The organism is Capsulimonas sp., from assembly GCF_039929585.1.
GTDB lineage: Bacteria > Armatimonadota > Armatimonadia > Armatimonadales > Capsulimonadaceae > Capsulimonas.
Genome location: NZ_JBDSQY010000373.1, coordinates 26,234 through 41,235, shown reverse-complemented (window position 1 = coordinate 41,235; position 15,002 = coordinate 26,234). Strand labels below are relative to the sequence as shown.

14 protein-coding genes are annotated in these 15,002 nt (G+C 59.7%); 8 read left to right on the top strand and 6 right to left on the bottom strand.

Annotated features, from left to right (window positions below):
- Positions 1–80 precede the first annotated feature (80 nt).
- Complete coding sequence (gene ilvD / locus ABIZ35_RS28775; protein ID WP_348223394.1) at positions 81–1,943, top strand: dihydroxy-acid dehydratase; 1,863 nt, start codon at positions 81–83, stop codon at positions 1,941–1,943.
- 83 nt (positions 1,944–2,026) lie between these two features.
- Here ilvD and ABIZ35_RS28770 read toward each other — a convergent pair whose 3' ends face one another.
- The 3 genes from ABIZ35_RS28770 to ABIZ35_RS28760 form a co-directional block, all read right to left on the bottom strand.
- Positions 2,027–2,467, bottom strand: a complete 441-nt coding sequence (locus ABIZ35_RS28770; RefSeq protein WP_348223393.1) for a PIN domain-containing protein — start codon at positions 2,465–2,467, stop codon at positions 2,027–2,029.
- Between the two features lie 9 nt (positions 2,468–2,476).
- The gene (locus ABIZ35_RS28765) at positions 2,477–2,746 is read right to left on the bottom strand and encodes a hypothetical protein (RefSeq protein WP_348223392.1); all 270 of its coding nucleotides are present in this window, start codon (positions 2,744–2,746) and stop codon (positions 2,477–2,479) included.
- A gap of 85 nt (positions 2,747–2,831) precedes the next feature.
- Positions 2,832–3,362 (bottom strand): tyrosine-protein phosphatase, encoded by a 531-nt coding sequence (locus ABIZ35_RS28760; RefSeq protein ID WP_348223391.1) that lies wholly within the window; start codon positions 3,360–3,362, stop codon positions 2,832–2,834.
- Between the two features lie 116 nt (positions 3,363–3,478).
- Here ABIZ35_RS28760 and ABIZ35_RS28755 point away from each other — a divergent pair, with 116 nt between their 5' ends.
- Complete coding sequence (locus ABIZ35_RS28755) at positions 3,479–4,570, top strand: Fic family protein (RefSeq protein ID WP_348223390.1); 1,092 nt, start codon at positions 3,479–3,481, stop codon at positions 4,568–4,570.
- A gap of 7 nt (positions 4,571–4,577) precedes the next feature.
- Here ABIZ35_RS28755 and ABIZ35_RS28750 read toward each other — a convergent pair whose 3' ends face one another.
- Both ABIZ35_RS28750 and ABIZ35_RS28745 read right to left on the bottom strand, forming a co-directional pair.
- Positions 4,578–5,408 (bottom strand): hypothetical protein, encoded by an 831-nt coding sequence (locus tag ABIZ35_RS28750; protein ID WP_348223389.1) that lies wholly within the window; start codon positions 5,406–5,408, stop codon positions 4,578–4,580.
- An 86-nt stretch (positions 5,409–5,494) separates the two neighbouring features.
- Positions 5,495–6,784, bottom strand: a complete 1,290-nt coding sequence (locus ABIZ35_RS28745; RefSeq protein ID WP_348223388.1) for a hypothetical protein — start codon at positions 6,782–6,784, stop codon at positions 5,495–5,497.
- An 81-nt stretch (positions 6,785–6,865) separates the two neighbouring features.
- On the opposite strand from ABIZ35_RS28745, the gene ABIZ35_RS28740 reads away from it, so the two are divergent.
- On the top strand, positions 6,866–8,185 hold the full coding sequence (locus ABIZ35_RS28740) for a glycoside hydrolase family 99-like domain-containing protein (protein ID WP_348223387.1): 1,320 nt from the start codon (positions 6,866–6,868) through the stop codon (positions 8,183–8,185).
- Positions 8,186–8,235: 50 nt separating this feature from the next.
- Here ABIZ35_RS28740 and ABIZ35_RS28735 read toward each other — a convergent pair whose 3' ends face one another.
- On the bottom strand, positions 8,236–8,940 hold the full coding sequence (locus tag ABIZ35_RS28735; protein ID WP_348223386.1) for a hypothetical protein: 705 nt from the start codon (positions 8,938–8,940) through the stop codon (positions 8,236–8,238).
- Positions 8,941–9,147: 207 nt separating this feature from the next.
- Here ABIZ35_RS28735 and ABIZ35_RS28730 point away from each other — a divergent pair, with 207 nt between their 5' ends.
- From ABIZ35_RS28730 to ABIZ35_RS28710, 5 genes are all read left to right on the top strand, one after another.
- Positions 9,148–10,494: a VWA domain-containing protein gene (locus ABIZ35_RS28730; RefSeq protein ID WP_348223385.1), complete on the top strand. Its 1,347-nt coding sequence runs from the start codon at positions 9,148–9,150 to the stop codon at positions 10,492–10,494.
- Positions 10,491–11,690, top strand: coding sequence for an FHA domain-containing protein (locus ABIZ35_RS28725; RefSeq protein ID WP_348223384.1), 1,200 nt, complete (start codon positions 10,491–10,493; stop codon positions 11,688–11,690). The genes ABIZ35_RS28730 and ABIZ35_RS28725 overlap by 4 nt, the downstream gene beginning before the upstream one ends.
- Positions 11,691–11,788: 98 nt before the next feature.
- Entirely contained in the window at positions 11,789–12,718 is a 930-nt protein-coding gene (locus tag ABIZ35_RS28720) for a Stp1/IreP family PP2C-type Ser/Thr phosphatase (RefSeq protein ID WP_348223383.1), read from the top strand.
- Positions 12,719–12,796: 78 nt separating this feature from the next.
- On the top strand, positions 12,797–14,071 hold the full coding sequence (locus ABIZ35_RS28715) for a serine/threonine-protein kinase (protein ID WP_348223382.1): 1,275 nt from the start codon (positions 12,797–12,799) through the stop codon (positions 14,069–14,071).
- Between the two features lie 319 nt (positions 14,072–14,390).
- Positions 14,391–15,002, top strand: coding sequence for a nitroreductase family protein (locus ABIZ35_RS28710; protein ID WP_348223381.1), 612 nt, complete (start codon positions 14,391–14,393; stop codon positions 15,000–15,002).

The window sequence follows — 15,002 nt, the reverse complement described above, 5'->3', positions numbered from 1 at the left end:
CGTTCGGGAATGGTATTCGTCTCAAAGATGTTATACTGATTCAGACAAGAACTTTTCCAAATCGACGAGGATTTACTGTAATGCCCACCTATCGCTCTCGCACCACCACCCATGGCCGTAACATGGCCGGCGCGCGCGGCCTTTGGCGCGCGACCGGCATGAAGGACGGCGACTTCGGCAAGCCGATCATCGCCATCTCCAATTCGTTCACGCAGTTCGTCCCCGGACATGTGCATTTGAAGGACCTTGGGCAGCTAGTCGCTCGGGAAATCGAGGCGGCGGGCGGCGTCGCCAAGGAGTTCAACACGATCGCCGTAGATGACGGGATCGCGATGGGCCACGACGGGATGCTTTACAGCCTGCCGTCTCGCGATCTGATCGCCGATAGCGTCGAGTACATGGTGAACGCCCACTGCGCTGACGCGCTTGTTTGCATCTCCAACTGCGACAAGATCACGCCCGGAATGCTGATGGCGTCCCTGCGACTGAACGTCCCCACCGTGTTCGTCTCCGGCGGACCGATGGAGGCCGGCAAGGTCGTATGGAAGGGCGTCGAGCGCGCGGTCGACCTGGTGGACGCCATGGTGGCGGGCGCCGACGACAAAGTGACCGACGAGGAAAGCGACGCGATGGAGCGCGCTTCCTGCCCCACCTGCGGCTCCTGCTCGGGTATGTTCACCGCCAACTCCATGAACTGCCTCACCGAAGCCCTCGGCCTTTCGCTCCCCGGCAACGGCTCCACCCTCGCCACCCACTCGGACCGCAAGCACCTTTTCTTAGAAGCAGGCCGCGTGATTGTCGAGATCACCAAGCGCCACTACGAGCAGGACGACTACAGCGTGCTGCCGCGCTCCATCGCCACGCTCGCGGCGTTCGAGAACGCCATGTCGCTGGATATCGCGATGGGCGGCTCCACCAACACGGTCCTGCATCTGCTTGCCGCCGCACACGAAGCCGGCGTCGACTTCACCATGCGCGATATCGACCGCCTGTCCCGCCTTGTGCCCAATCTGTGTAAAGTCGCACCCTCGCGCGGCGATGTGCATATGGAGGACGTGCATCGGGCCGGCGGCATCTTCTCGATCCTCGGCGAAATGGAGCGCGGAAACCTGCTGAACACCGACGTCAGCACAATCCATACCCCCACCCTCGCCGGCGCAATCGATCAATGGGACGTCACGCGCACCGACGATCCCAAGGTCACCGAGTTCTTCAAGGCCGCGCCGGGCGGCGTCCGCACCACCCAGGCCTTTAGCCAGAGCCGCCGCTACGCCGAACTGGACACCGATCGCGCCGCCGGCGTCATCCGTTCGGTTGAGAACGCCTACAGCAAGGACGGCGGCCTCGCGGTTCTTTACGGCAACCTCGCCGAGGACGGCTGCATCGTCAAGACCGCCGGCGTGGACGCTTCCAACCTTATCTTCTCCGGCCCCGCCCGCGTCTTCGAAAGCCAGGACGCCGCTGTCGCCGGCATCCTCAACGACGACGTGCTGGCCGGCGATGTCGTCGTCATTCGCTACGAAGGTCCCAAGGGCGGCCCCGGCATGCAGGAAATGCTCTACCCCACCAGCTACCTGAAGTCCCGCGGCCTGGGCAAAGCCTGCGCCCTCGTCACCGATGGCCGCTTCTCCGGCGGCACCTCGGGGCTGTCCATCGGCCACGCTTCCCCCGAAGCCGCCGAAGGCGGAACCATCGGCCTGGTGGAAAACGGCGACCGGATCGACATCGACATCCCGAACCGCACCATCCACCTGAACGTCTCCGACGCCGAACTCGCCTCACGCCGCCAAACACAAGAAGACCGTCCCGAAGGCGGCTGGCAGCCCGCCGAAGTCCGCAAGCGCCGCGTCACGCCCGCCCTGCAAGCCTACGCCGCCATGACCACCAGCGCCGCACGTGGCGCCGTCCGCGACGTCACACAGATCACCGGCCGCAAGCGATAGAGGTTCAACGAAAAAGGCCGTCACGACAATTACGTCGCGGCGGCTTTTTTCACTTTAGAGTTCAATTTAGGGAAGCGCCAGCATCAAATCTGATCAGGATTTACGACAATAATCTCAGGCTCAAAGCGACGAAAGTGTGTGTCATTAAATGTCAGCATGTGCGTGATTCCCGCCTCCAGCATAGCCGCAACAATCCTCGTATCATGAACGTTCTTCCCAAGCACTTGATGCGTATTCACGAGGGAGGCCCAACGCTCATAGATGCCTTTTGGATCAGGAATTAATCGGAATAAACTCTCAATGCGAAGCCGTTCAGCTTCCGCTTGCTCAACCGTTAGCCCTAGCCCATTCACAGATTGAGGGCGCGTAGCAACTCCCCAAAACTCGATTATGTTCTGTGGAAGGACACATAACTCTGCTCCTTCGCGATGAAGCTTCTTGAGGGCTTCCAGTGTGAGCATCCGACTCGAAGATGCAGGATCAAACTGCCGAAGCAAAATGTTGGTGTCCAGCAGATACCGCATTAGCGCCGCCTATTCCCGTTCGTCATAAAAATCTTGACGTGACATGGCTTCCAGTGGAATTTCATGGCCTGTATTCGGGATATAGGGAGTTTTCTCCAGCAATTCTTCCCAGGCATCCTGAGGCGCGCTCCGCTGCACCAATGGCTGAGAGGGACTAGAAGATGTCAATTGTTTCTCGATCATGTCCTTCAAATAATCCTCAGCCGCTACGCCCGCTTGGGCAGCGCGCTGTCGGAGGTTTGTTTCGACAGCGGGTGCGAGATCAATTGTGATGGTCATGGCGTCACCCCATGCAAAGCACGATAAAAAACGAATACAGCTTATTTTACCCTAGTCAGATGGATCGCTCGAAGAAGATACACTCTTACTCCAAAACCCGCTTCTTCACCGCTCCCGTCAGCTCACGCCACCTCGGGTTGAACCCATACTTGCGCATCTCGGCCCATGTCTGCGGAAATGCCCAACCCTGCTGCGTCACACGCCAGATTCCGATCATGCAGCCGGTGCGGTCCGCGCCATGCTGGCAGTGGACGAAGACAGGCTCATCTGGCGACTTCTTGAGCGTCGCGAGGAATGTGGCGACTTGCTTCTGCGTCGGCGCTTCCGCGCCCATCGGCAGGTTGATCCAGGTGAAGCCAAGACGCTTCGCCTCGGCCTGCTCTTTCTTGACGGGCGAATAGCGCAGGTCGATGATCGTGTGAACGCCCATCGCCTTTAGCTTTTGCAACCCCGCCATTGTCGGCGCGGCCCCGCGCGTGATGCCAGGGGCGACTTCATGGAAGTTGGGAAGCGCCTGCGCGCCGAAGGCGCGGCTGAGGGTAACGGCGCCCAGACAGGCGGCGAGCGAAAGCATTCCGAAAGCGCGCGAGAACGCGGCGCGGCGGGTGTATTTCATGCCCCGATTATACCTAACGGCGATAGGAACAGTGGGTAGTGCAATTATATGCGTTTTAAGAGCTTAATAACAGCGTAATAAGTGACATTTCATCGCTCTGAGAGTACAATCTCTTTATGTTTGCGCCAAAATTTCGAATTACCTCATCTATTACCACAGCACTGATGAGCGTTGAGGCTGACCGTCAGGTCATCATGGAATTGCCAATTGATGTAGAGATGTTAGGCTCTTTGCGTGAAACCGCAAAGCTTGCAGCGACGCACTATTCGACACAGATCGAAGGCAACCGGCTTACGCAGATTCAGGTTCAGGAGACGCTGGCGGGAGCGCACTTCCCAGGGCGTGAGCGAGACGTCAGCGAGGTTAGAAACTACTACCGCGCGATTGAGGAAGTCGAACGGTTGGCAAAGCCTTTAGCTCCATTGACTGAAGAGGATATCCGACAGATTCATGGCTTAGTCTTACATGGCCGACCATCACCGACGCCATATCGCGACGAGCAGAATGTCATTCGCGATAGCGTTTCCGGCGGTATCGTTTACATGCCGCCCGAGGCTAAGGATGTACCAGAGCTGATGCGGGATCTTGTCGCTTGGGTCAATGGGGAGTTAGAACAAGGTGAAACACCGGCTCCCATTATCGCGGCGCTGGCTCATTATCAATACGCCACCATTCACCCTTACTACGATGGTAACGGACGCACGGCTCGTCTTCTCACGACGCTAATCCTGCATCGCGCCGGCTATGGTCTGAAAGGCATTTACAATCTGGAAGAGTATTACGCCCAGAACCTTCCTGGATACTATCAGGCCATGGACGTAGGAGCGTCACACAACTATTATTTTGGGCGAGTAGAAGCGGACGTTACGGAGTTCATTGCCTATTTCTGCCAAGGCATGGCTCAAGCGTTCGCCGCTGTTCGTACACAGGCAATGAACGCTGCGGGGCGCGGCGCACATGATCGCAGCCCGCTCCTGCGGCGGCTTGATCCTCGCAAGCGACGATTGCTCGACCTGTTCCGTAAGCACGGAACAGTGACGACAGCTGAAATCGCAGCGCATCTGGGTCTAAGCCCACGCACGATCGTCGCCCTCAGCCGTGATTGGCTTAAAGATGGATTTCTCACGCTCCACGACCCATCCCGTAAAAACAGATCTTACGGACTAGGGCAGGATTATGAGCGCCTGATTGTGGATGAGGGTAGGTAACTCCATATTAAATCCCCAGCTCCTTCGCCACGCCTTCCACGAATTCGCGGGCGGCGATCATTTCTTTGACGGTGTGGGCGTGTTCGATCAGGATGGGAACGTCGGGGCAGTGGGTAATGATGGCTTGGAGGTAGGAGCCGTAGTCGAGGACACCGGCGCCGGAGCGGGGAAAGCGGCGGTGGTCGTTGTCGTCGCGGGCCATGTCCTTGAGGTGGATGAGGCCGACGGCGGGAGCGACTTCCGCGACGAACTCGCGCACGCGCTGGTCGCGGTGGGAGTATTCTTTGTGCGTGACGACGTTGGGCGCGTCGAGGGCGATGCGCACGTCGCCGAAGGGGAATTTGCGCGCCATGCGGGCGCAGGTCTTGCCGTCGCAGAGGACATGGGCAGTGAAGGGTTCTAAGAGGATCTGGACGGGGAGGCCGCGCACCTGCTCCAGCATGCTGTGCAGGGCGACAAAGACACTGTTGAACGATTCTTCTTCTTGATTGAGCAGGTTCGGCGTGGCGAGGCTCTTGCCGAGGGTGCCGCTCCAGCACACGATCCGCTCGCAGCCGTTCATCACGACCATATTTTCGACGAGCGTCTTCCAGTCCACGAAGTCCACGCCGTGCATTCCGGCGTCTTCAAGACGCAGCGGATTGATGTAGCAGCCGACAGCGTCGATATGGAACCCGACGCCGCGCGCCGCCAGCGCCAGCAGGCGCACTTCCTCGGCGGTGATGCGCGGAAGAAACACGTTGACCTGACCGTGAGAAAAGCCCGCCGCGCGTGCTTCCTCGAAGGCCCCGGTGAACTCCGTCTCCTCGTAGATATTGATAACGACGCCTAAATCCAATGTACGACACTCCTTGGCGCTCGAAGCCTGCCGGAATTATACCATAGGAAGGCTGCCGGGCGCCAAGAGGAGCATCGTAATGTCGGTTACCGCCTCGGCGCGGCGGGCGGCGTGGGCTGAGCGACGCCGTCGGCAGCGGGCGGCGGGGTCGGGCTGCTGTCGTTCAGACGGATCTGGCTGCCGACGAGCTGGGTGGCGAGCAGGGTCTGGATGACGCTGGTGATCTGATCGGTGGCGCCGCCGGCGGCGCCGCGCGTGTCGCCGGAGCCGCTGATATTGATCAGTTTAGCTTGAGCCAGCGCGCTCGCGATGGCCGGAGCGATCATCGGCAGCATCTCGATCTGCTTCAGCGCAAGATAGGCTTCGCCGCCTTCACGGATGGCGTCGTTGACGGCGCGGATTGCGTCGGCCTGCGCCAAGCCCATCGTGCGGACTTTGACCGCTTCTGCATCGGCAGCCGCTTCGGCTTGGACGCGGACCCGGGCGGCGTCGGCGTGCGCCTGCGCCAGCTGGGTGGCCTTCAGCTCGGCTTCGCGCTGGATGGCGAGGGCCTCTTGTTTCTTCGCCTCAGCTTCGGCGACCGTGGCGGCGTTCTGGGCGCGGCGCTGTTCGAGATCGCGCTGCTTGTCGTTGATCGCCTGCTCCGCCCCGAGCTGCGCCTCGCGCGCCCGCCGTTCCTGGTCGGCGGCGACGATGTCCGCGTTCGCCTTCGCTTCCACCGCCGATTGGCGGCGCCGCGCTTCGGCCACTTCACTCTGCACTTCTTTAATGTTCAGAGAGTTGAAGACCAATCCCAGGTCTTGAAGTTCGCGGGAGCAAGCGCCTTTGATAATCAGCGCCAAACGGTCGTCTTCCTCAACCGGCACCGACGCCACGGCGTGCGCGGTGGTCGAGTCCAGCGGCAGGCTGGTGACATTACGCTGCGCCTTCGCGGAGAACAGCTCATCGTGGTTGAGCAGGTTGACGGCGCGTCGGCCCGTCGAAGTCAGCAAGTCGCTGAGCGTCGCGGTCTGCTCGGACTGCGGCTTGGCGAAAAACTTGTTCGCCGCCGTGGTGATCATCTCATTGGAATCACCCACGGAAACGATCGCCGACGCCAGCACGCGGACCTTGATGGGCTTCGGCGCCCCATTCTGGTCAACGTCAGCGGTCTGGTCAGCGATGTCCAGGTCGATGTTGATCGCCTTGGAAGGAATCGTCGTTCCCGTCGTGAACAATGGGACCTCAATGGCCTTGCCTGGTCCTTTGTAGATCGCCGTGTGGCCGTTCAGCTGGGACACCATGCGAATGGCGCCTGCCTCGACCTGTGTCAAAAACCGGCCAATGATCAGTGGGATCAAAATCCCCACCAGCACAACGATCGCGATAATCGTCAAAACACTTGTCGATATTTTTCCCTGTCTCCTCTATTGCTGAATGCGGCCACGCACCTCGCGCGGTCCGCCCAACTCGCATGATTGTCTAATCTGACCCGGAAGGGAGGAAAAGGTTGCACGCCCGGCAAACCAGAGATTCCGGTTGTGTGGACAATTAACCGTCTGATGGACATAATAAATTTCGATATGACCCATAATATTTTCAATAAAAAACACGGCCATGCTTTGGTGATCGGCGCTCTTTCATTAATCGCCGGCAGCGCATTTGCTCAAGATACGAAGAAAACACCTATGAAGAAATACGACGTCGCCGCTTTTCTTTATCCGGCCTACGCTAACGATGATCCCCGTTTACGCACGTTCTGGCCGGCGGGTATCGGCGAGTGGGAAACCGTGACCAATATGCAGACACGATATCCGGGGCATTACTGGAACCGGAAACCTGTCTGGGGAACCGTGAATGAAGCCGACCCCGCGATTATGAATATGGAAATCAACGAGGCGACCAAGCATGGCGTCAATGTTTTCATTTTCGATTGGTACTGGTATGACGGCCGCCCGTTTATGGAAACGACTCTGGACAACGGTTTTCTGAAGGCCGACAATGTCGATAAAATGAAATTTTATCTGATGTGGGCAAACCATGATGTCAGCAACACCTGGGATACGCGAAACAACAAAGTCCATGATGGAAATGTGATCTGGACCGGAAAAGTGAACAGGGACGAGTTTGAAAAAATCTGCAAACGAGATATTGAAAAGTACTTCAAGCTTCCACAATATTATAAAATAGACGGCAAGCCTGTCTTTATGATCTACGATGTCCCGCAGTTGATCGCGGGGCTTGGAGGGATCGAACAAACGGCCGCCGCGCTCAAGTGGTTTAAAGAGGAAACAAAAAAAGCGGGATTCCCAGGGCTGGAGTTACAGCTGGCGATGTGGTCTCAGAACGTGAACCACAGCGGATTCGATGGGAGCAAGGGGAAATCCCCCGAAGATGCATTTGTGAAGAAGCTGGGTTTCACCAGCGCGACACACTACCAATTTGTTCACTTTTTAGACGTCAACGACGACTATCTGAACCTTTTGGAGAAGGTGAAAAAAGAGTGGGCGCGGATCGACAAGGACTTTGAATTGACCTATTATCCTCATGTCAGTATTGGCTGGGATAACAGCCCGCGGCTGGGAACAAGCGCCGTCATGAGAAACAATACGCCCGAGAATTTCGCCAAAGGATTGCAAATGGCGAAAGACTATGTGGACGCGCATCCGAAGCAGGCCCCGCTCATCACCATCAACAGCTGGAATGAATGGACCGAAACCAGTTACCTTGAGCCGGACAATGTTTATGGCTACGGCTATCTGGACGCCGTAAAAAGCGTATTTGTGACTGGAAAATAATCAGACGTATCTAAAATTCATGCCCCGCCATCTCCGGCGGGGCGTGAATTTTAGATTCGCATCACGCGGCAGCTGTTCGAATGGCCGTCCACCGAGATCACGAGCAGACGCTCGCCTGGCTGGATATCCCCTTCGCGCTCGCTCTCATCCTTCTCCAGATTGGCGAGCACTCGCACAAGCTGACCGTCGATCGTGACTTGCACGACTCCTTTGCCCCGGTCGAACCGGCTCACAGCGACGGCTTCATGCGCGACTGTTCCCTCGAGCGCTTCGCTCGGCTTCGATGCGAAGCGAAAAACCAGCGACCAGATCGGCCGGACGATCATTCCGAAAAAGAGCAGGCCGCCGGCGACCGATCCCAAAACTGTCCAGAGCGGCGGCAGATGCCGCGATTCCAGGATCATGCCGCTGGCGCCGGCTCCGACGCACAGGCTGAAAAACGTGAGCGGCGACAGCAGCGAAAGCAGCGGCGCAAAGACGCTCCAGGCGCCCAGGCGGCCCTTGCCTCTGTTTCCGCGTGCTGAGGAGACGTGTGCGCGGTTCCGAGCCCCGCCTCCGACAAATCGCCCGGCGTGCAAAAGAGCCGGCTCGCCCCCTCGATCGTGCGCCGCGGCCGCGTCCACATGGTGGCCGTTTACGGCCGCTGGATCGTGATGGTGGCCGTCTCCCAAGCCTAGAAGCGCCTGTAGGATCAGACCAGCGCCTCCGATGGCCAGCAGTGATTGATAGATCGTAATAATCATTGTTCTACTCACTTTGACACGACTCCCTGGTAAAGGTTGCAGGGTTCGCGCCGTAAATATTGGCGCGAACAATTCTTTCCATACAATTTCTTCGGTTATGTGGACAATTGACCTTCTTATTGATATAATGAATTTCGAGCGGCTAAGCGCGGGGGGAGTCTTTCAAATACGCACGTGACCCAAATATCCTCAGCGCTGGAAGCGAGGCCGCAAATTTTTATGAGTGACGCCGACAACACGCCTATACCGTCCGACGAGGGAATCGACGTCGAGGAAGAAAACCCCGGCCCATCTCCGTTCACGCCGCCGCCGCCCGTGGAGCGCGCGTTGACGATGGCGATGACGCCGGGCAATACGCAGGCGCTCGCGCTGGACACGGCGCTTGAACCGCTGCTGTTCACCCTTCGGACCACCGGAAGCCCGCCGGGAGCGGCGGGCCACATCTCGGGATCGCGCCTGCCGATCAATCTGGCCCTGGTCATCGACTGCTCTGGATCGATGGGCGGAGAGCCGCTGACTTACGCAAAAAAGGCGTGCGCGCAGGTCGTGGATCTGCTGGGACCGGAAGACAAGCTGACGATCATCTCCTTCGCGGAGACGGCCGAAGTGCTGATGCCCGCCCGCCGCGTCGTCCACAAACCGCAGATCCGGGAAGTAATTTACGGACTAAGAGCGCGCAGCACGACGAATCTTTATGACGGTATGCTCGCCGCGTTCAACCAATTGCGCGCCGCGAAGACCGAGCACAGCGTCAATCGATTGCTGCTGCTGACAGACGGCGAGCCCAGCGCGGGAACGCGCGACTTCGGCAGTATTCTGGGCCAGGTCGCCGAGCAGCGCGCACGCGGGATCGGCGTCTCGGCGATCGGCCTGGGCGGCGATTACAACGATGAGTTTATTTCGGGTCTCGCCCGGCGCTCCGGCGGCTCCTTCACCCATGTGGAGACCCCCGAGGAGATCCCCGAAGCGTTTCGCGCCGAGATCGAACGGCTTTCGCGGATCGTCGCCCGCCAGGTGCGGCTGCGGCTGACGGTCCCGAGCGGCGTCAGCGTCCGTCAGGTCCATGGCCGGCAGCCTGTCTTCGGCAACCGGACGGCGGAAGTCACGCTGGACGATATCGAGCTGGGCTCGTCACAGCTCTCGCTTTGGGAGATGGAGACATCTCCGCGCCCCGTGGGAACCTATCGCTTAGCGCGCGCCGAACTGATTTACGAGGATGGCGCGACGGGGCTGACCGAACGGCTGAGCGCGGACCTGACGACAAAGTTCGTCGCCGATCTGGAGACCGTAAACCAGACATCCGACGCCGGCGTGCGGGAAATCGCCGACTGGTGGCGCTCGATCCGTGGTCTGGACAAGACGATGATGGAGCTGCGCAAGCAGGGAATGCCCCAGGAAACGCTCGAAGCGGCTTTCGACGTTCTGGAGGCGCAGGCAAATCGGTATGGGCGCGGCGACGCCGTCGCGCGAATTATAAAAGCGCGCACGGCGATCTTCTCCGGCGGCGCCACCGAAAAACTATTGATGGATACGGTATTCAATCTCGATCAGGTCAGGCTCTCGTGAAAAATTATTACGACATACTCGAAGTTCCCGCTGGCTGCGCCGCCCCGGAGATCCGCGAAGCGTACCGCCGTCTTGCCCAGCAATATCTGTGGGATAAAGAGGCGTTTACCGAACTGAAGGAAGCCTATGAAGTTCTGACCTCGCCCTCAAAACGGGCGGAGTACGACAAGGCGACCTTCGTCGCGGCGCAGGTGGATACGCCGGAAGAAGCCGAACCCGCCGGAGACCTCTCCGAGTTCGCCGCACGCTGTCCGGTCGGCGCCGCAGGCAACTGTCCCGTGGTGAACGCACGCGTCCCGCGAACGGAAGAGTTCTGCCCGGAGTGCGGCGTGATGCTCACGACGCTTCCCACGGCCGGCTTCGAGCTCACGGAGACGGTGGAAACGCCCTCCTGGAACGTTTGGTTTGAGGAAGACACCGGACGGCAGCATCGCCTGAAGGTCGGCCCGAACATGGTCGGCCGGGAAGGCGCGGATGTTCTGCTTCCCGACAAGACGATTTCCCGCCAGCATGCGCGAATCGAAGTCAATGAGAACGGCCAGGTGAGCGTCGAGGACCTCGGCAGCACCAACGGAACGCAGATCAACGGCGAGCGGATGGCGCCGGGCGCCACGCGCGTGCTGCAAAACGAGGACACGGTGCGCTTCGGCAGCATTCGCGTCGTTCTGCGCGTTCCTGGAGAAGAAGGCGTGCGGGTGCGCGAATCCGAGCCGGAGCCAGTCCTGGAGCAATCGCTGGACATGCCCCTGATGGGAAGTCCGCTGATGGATATGAGCGGAATGCTCGGCCGCGGCGGTGAGTTCGAGCCGATCGCCATGGAGCGCGTCTTCCCGGAGCCCAGCGCCGCGCAGACGCCGTCCATTGCTAAGCTTGTGGTGACACGCGGCGACGTCATCTGGGACCACCCATTGATCGACGGGCTGACGACCTTCGGACGGCACGCGGAGAGCACGATCGTCCTGCGCAACGATCCTTACGTCTCGACTGGACACGCCCAAATCATTGCGGAAGGCGACGCCTTCCAGCTCACAGATCTCGGCAGCACGAACGGAACGCTGCTCAATGGCGAGCGCCTTGAGGCGGACGCGCCGGTGCTCTTGAAGCCGGGCGACGAGATCGTCATCGGCGGAACGATCTTCCGGTTCGAGCCGACCGCCGGAGTTTCAGACGGATATGGATCGGCAATTTCGGAATAATTTTTATTATCATCGCAAGGCCCGAAACGGCCGTCGGCAAAGATCGCGGCGGGATCAACTCCCAAACCGCGTTTGAAGAATGAAGGACAAGCACTCATATGCAAGATTATATGGCCGCACAGGAAAAGACGGTCCAATTCAGCCGTGATGACATGAACGAGGGCTGGGCGGAACTGGGACGCACACCTCGCGTTCTCGCCACGGTAAAACTCGGCGCCAAAACCGATCTTGGCCGCGTTCGTGAGAACAACGAGGACAAGTTCGACTTCTACGAGCCGGAAGATCCCGCCGTTCTCGCCAGCAAAGGCAGCTTTTACGGCGTCGCGGACGGCATGGGCGGCCACTCGGCCGGTCAGATCGCCTGTGAGCTCGCGCTGAAGATCGTCATCCGTTCCTACTATTCGACACCTTCGCCCGACACGCACTCCAATATGCGGCGCGCCATCGAAGAAGCAAACGGCCTGATCTACGACACGGCGCAGATGATCACCGAGCGCAACGGCATGGGAACGACCCTGACCTGCGCGATCATTCGCGAGGATATGATCACGGTCGCGCAGGTCGGCGACAGCCGCTGCTACTTGATCCGGGACGGCGAGATCGGCCAGATCACCGAAGACCATTCCTGGGTCGCCGAGCAAGTTCGTATCGGCGCGATGACGCTGGAGGAGGCGCAGGCGTCTCCCTTCCGCAACATCATCACCCGGTCCATCGGCACGGCGAGCACCATCGAATCCGATATCACCACCCACGCCATGCAGGAAGGCGATATCTTCGTTCTGTGTTCCGACGGTCTGAGCGGCCATTTGGAAGCATCGGACATTCAGCGGATCGCGCTGGAGCACAGCCCATCCATCGCCGCCATGCGGCTGGTGGAAGAGGCGAATGAGCGCGGCGGACGCGACAACATCACGGCAGTCGTTCTCTCAATCCGTGAGATTAAGCCCTTCGTCGAAGAAACGGAAGAGGCCGCAGCGGCCGGTGACGGAGCCAAGCAAGACAAGCGCGCCTGGGGCCGGCGCAAATAAGCGCCCGCGACATCCTTTGATCCTTTTCACGTCAGCTCTGTAACCGGGCGGCGTCTGCTATTATTGGGAGAATTCACCGTGGCCGTCCAGAACAACACGATCCTTGGAAAGTACCGGGTCATCCGGGAAATCGCCCGCTCCAACGACATCGTCTATGAAGGCGTCGATCCCTCGATGGGCCGCCGCGTGGCGATCAAAGAGCTGGCGATCCCGCAGCACCTTTCCGGCAGCCAAAAGCGCGAGCGCATCGAGCGCTTTTACCGCGAGGCCAAGGCGGCAGGCACGCTCTCCCATCCGAACATCGTCACCATCTACGATGTCGGTCAGGAAGGCGAGCGCCACTTCATCGTCATGGAATATCTCGAAGGCCATAGCCTGCGCGAAATCCAGCAGATGCAGGGCGCGCTTCCGGTAAAGGAAAGCCTGGAGATCGCGCTGCAGCTGTGCGACGCGCTTGGCTACGCCCACTCCCGAGGCATCGTGCACCGCGACGTCAAGCCGGACAACATTCACATCCTGCCCGGCGGCGTGATCAAGCTGACGGACTTCGGCATCGCCCGAATCACCGCCGAGCCCAGCATCACCGCCCACGGCCAGGTCTTCGGTACGCCAAGCTATATGTCGCCCGAGCAGGTCGCTTCGCATACGGTCGACCACCGCACCGACATCTTCTCGATGGGCATTACTTTGTACGAGATGCTGACCGGACGTAAGCCCTTCGCGGGCGACAGCGTCATCACCATCACGTACAACATCATGAACATCCAGCCGCCCATGCCGACGGGCGTGCCGCCCGGCATGCACTCGATCCTTCAGAAGGGTCTGGCGAAGGACGTCAACTTCCGATACCAGAACGCGGCGGCCATGGCGGCAGACATTCGCGCCGAGAAGTTCGCGCTGGAATCTGGGAACAAGACCGCGCAAATGCAGGGCATGCAGATGCCCGCCGGCGGCTTCAGCGGCTCCATGAACACGGGCACCGTCCCGCCGGAGATTTCGGGCATTCCTGCCTTCGCGCCGGGACAAGTGCGCTACGGCGCCAACGCCCCCGCGACCAATCAAGGTTATCCGCCGCCTCCGCAGCAGCCGGGCCGGCCCTACCCAACCCAATATCCTGGTTACGCGCCGGACAATCGACAGGGAAGCATGAGCTCGGAGACCAAAAACGTGGTCGTCCTGGCGCTCTCCGTGGCGGGCATCCTGATCCTGCTTGGCCTGATCATCTGGGGTCTGAGCGTGGCGTTCCAGCACAACGGCGGCGCCCGTTCGTCCAATCGCGGCGTCCAGACGATCTCTCGCGAAGGAACCGTCGCCTCCAGCGCTCTTATCACGCTGGATGGGCTTCGTTCCTAATCAACTCGGCTGCCCCTCGGGGCGGCCGAGGTAATTCTTACGCTTCCGGGATGCCTCGGCGTCTCGGAAGCGTACGTACAGCGAAATATAGTCCGCATGCAACCAACGTCGCACAAGCAGTGATTAGCGCAGATGAATCGTAAACGATTACGGGGCCAAGAAAACAGATAATGCCGAAAACAGGGAGCGTTCTGGTCCAAACTGCGTTTGCCGGGCTTAATCAGCTTTCCTTCACTGTTCCACGCCGTTCTTTCCGCGAAAATCGAGTACAATATCTGCGTTATTCTCTCAGTTTTCTCTTGGAACGGCAGCAATCGTCATGACGCAATCTTCAAACGACGTTCCCGCTTTGCATCCGTTGCTGCGGGAGCGGTGGAGCCCGCGCGCGTTCCAGGATCGCCCGGTCGAGCCCGAAAAAATAGAAAGCATCTTGGAAGCCGCCCGCTGGGCGCCGTCCGCCATGAACGAGCAGCCGTGGCGCTTTTTCGTCGGTGTGAAGGCGACGCACTCCGAGGCGTACGATCGCCTCTTTCAGATTTTGCTTCCCGGCAACCAGCTTTGGGCCGGACAAGCGCCGGTGCTGATGCTTTCCGTCGCCAAAATGCGGAACTCCAAGGATCAGCCCAACCCGCATGCATTTCATGATGTCGGACAAGCAGTCGCCCATTTGACCGTCCAAGCGACGGCGCTGGGCCTGCATGTTCACCAAATGGCCGGCTTTGACGCCGCCAAGGCGCGCGAGGCGCTGTCGATACCGGAAGGCTATGAGCCGGTCGCGGCCATCGCCGTCGGATACCAGGGCGATCCGGACAGTCTGCCGGAGAACCTGCGCGCGAGGGAGCTGGCCGCGCGCGTTCGCCGTCCGCTGTCGGAGATCGTATTTGATGGACAATGGGGCGAGGCGGCCGAAGCCGCCGAGCCGGGGAGCTAA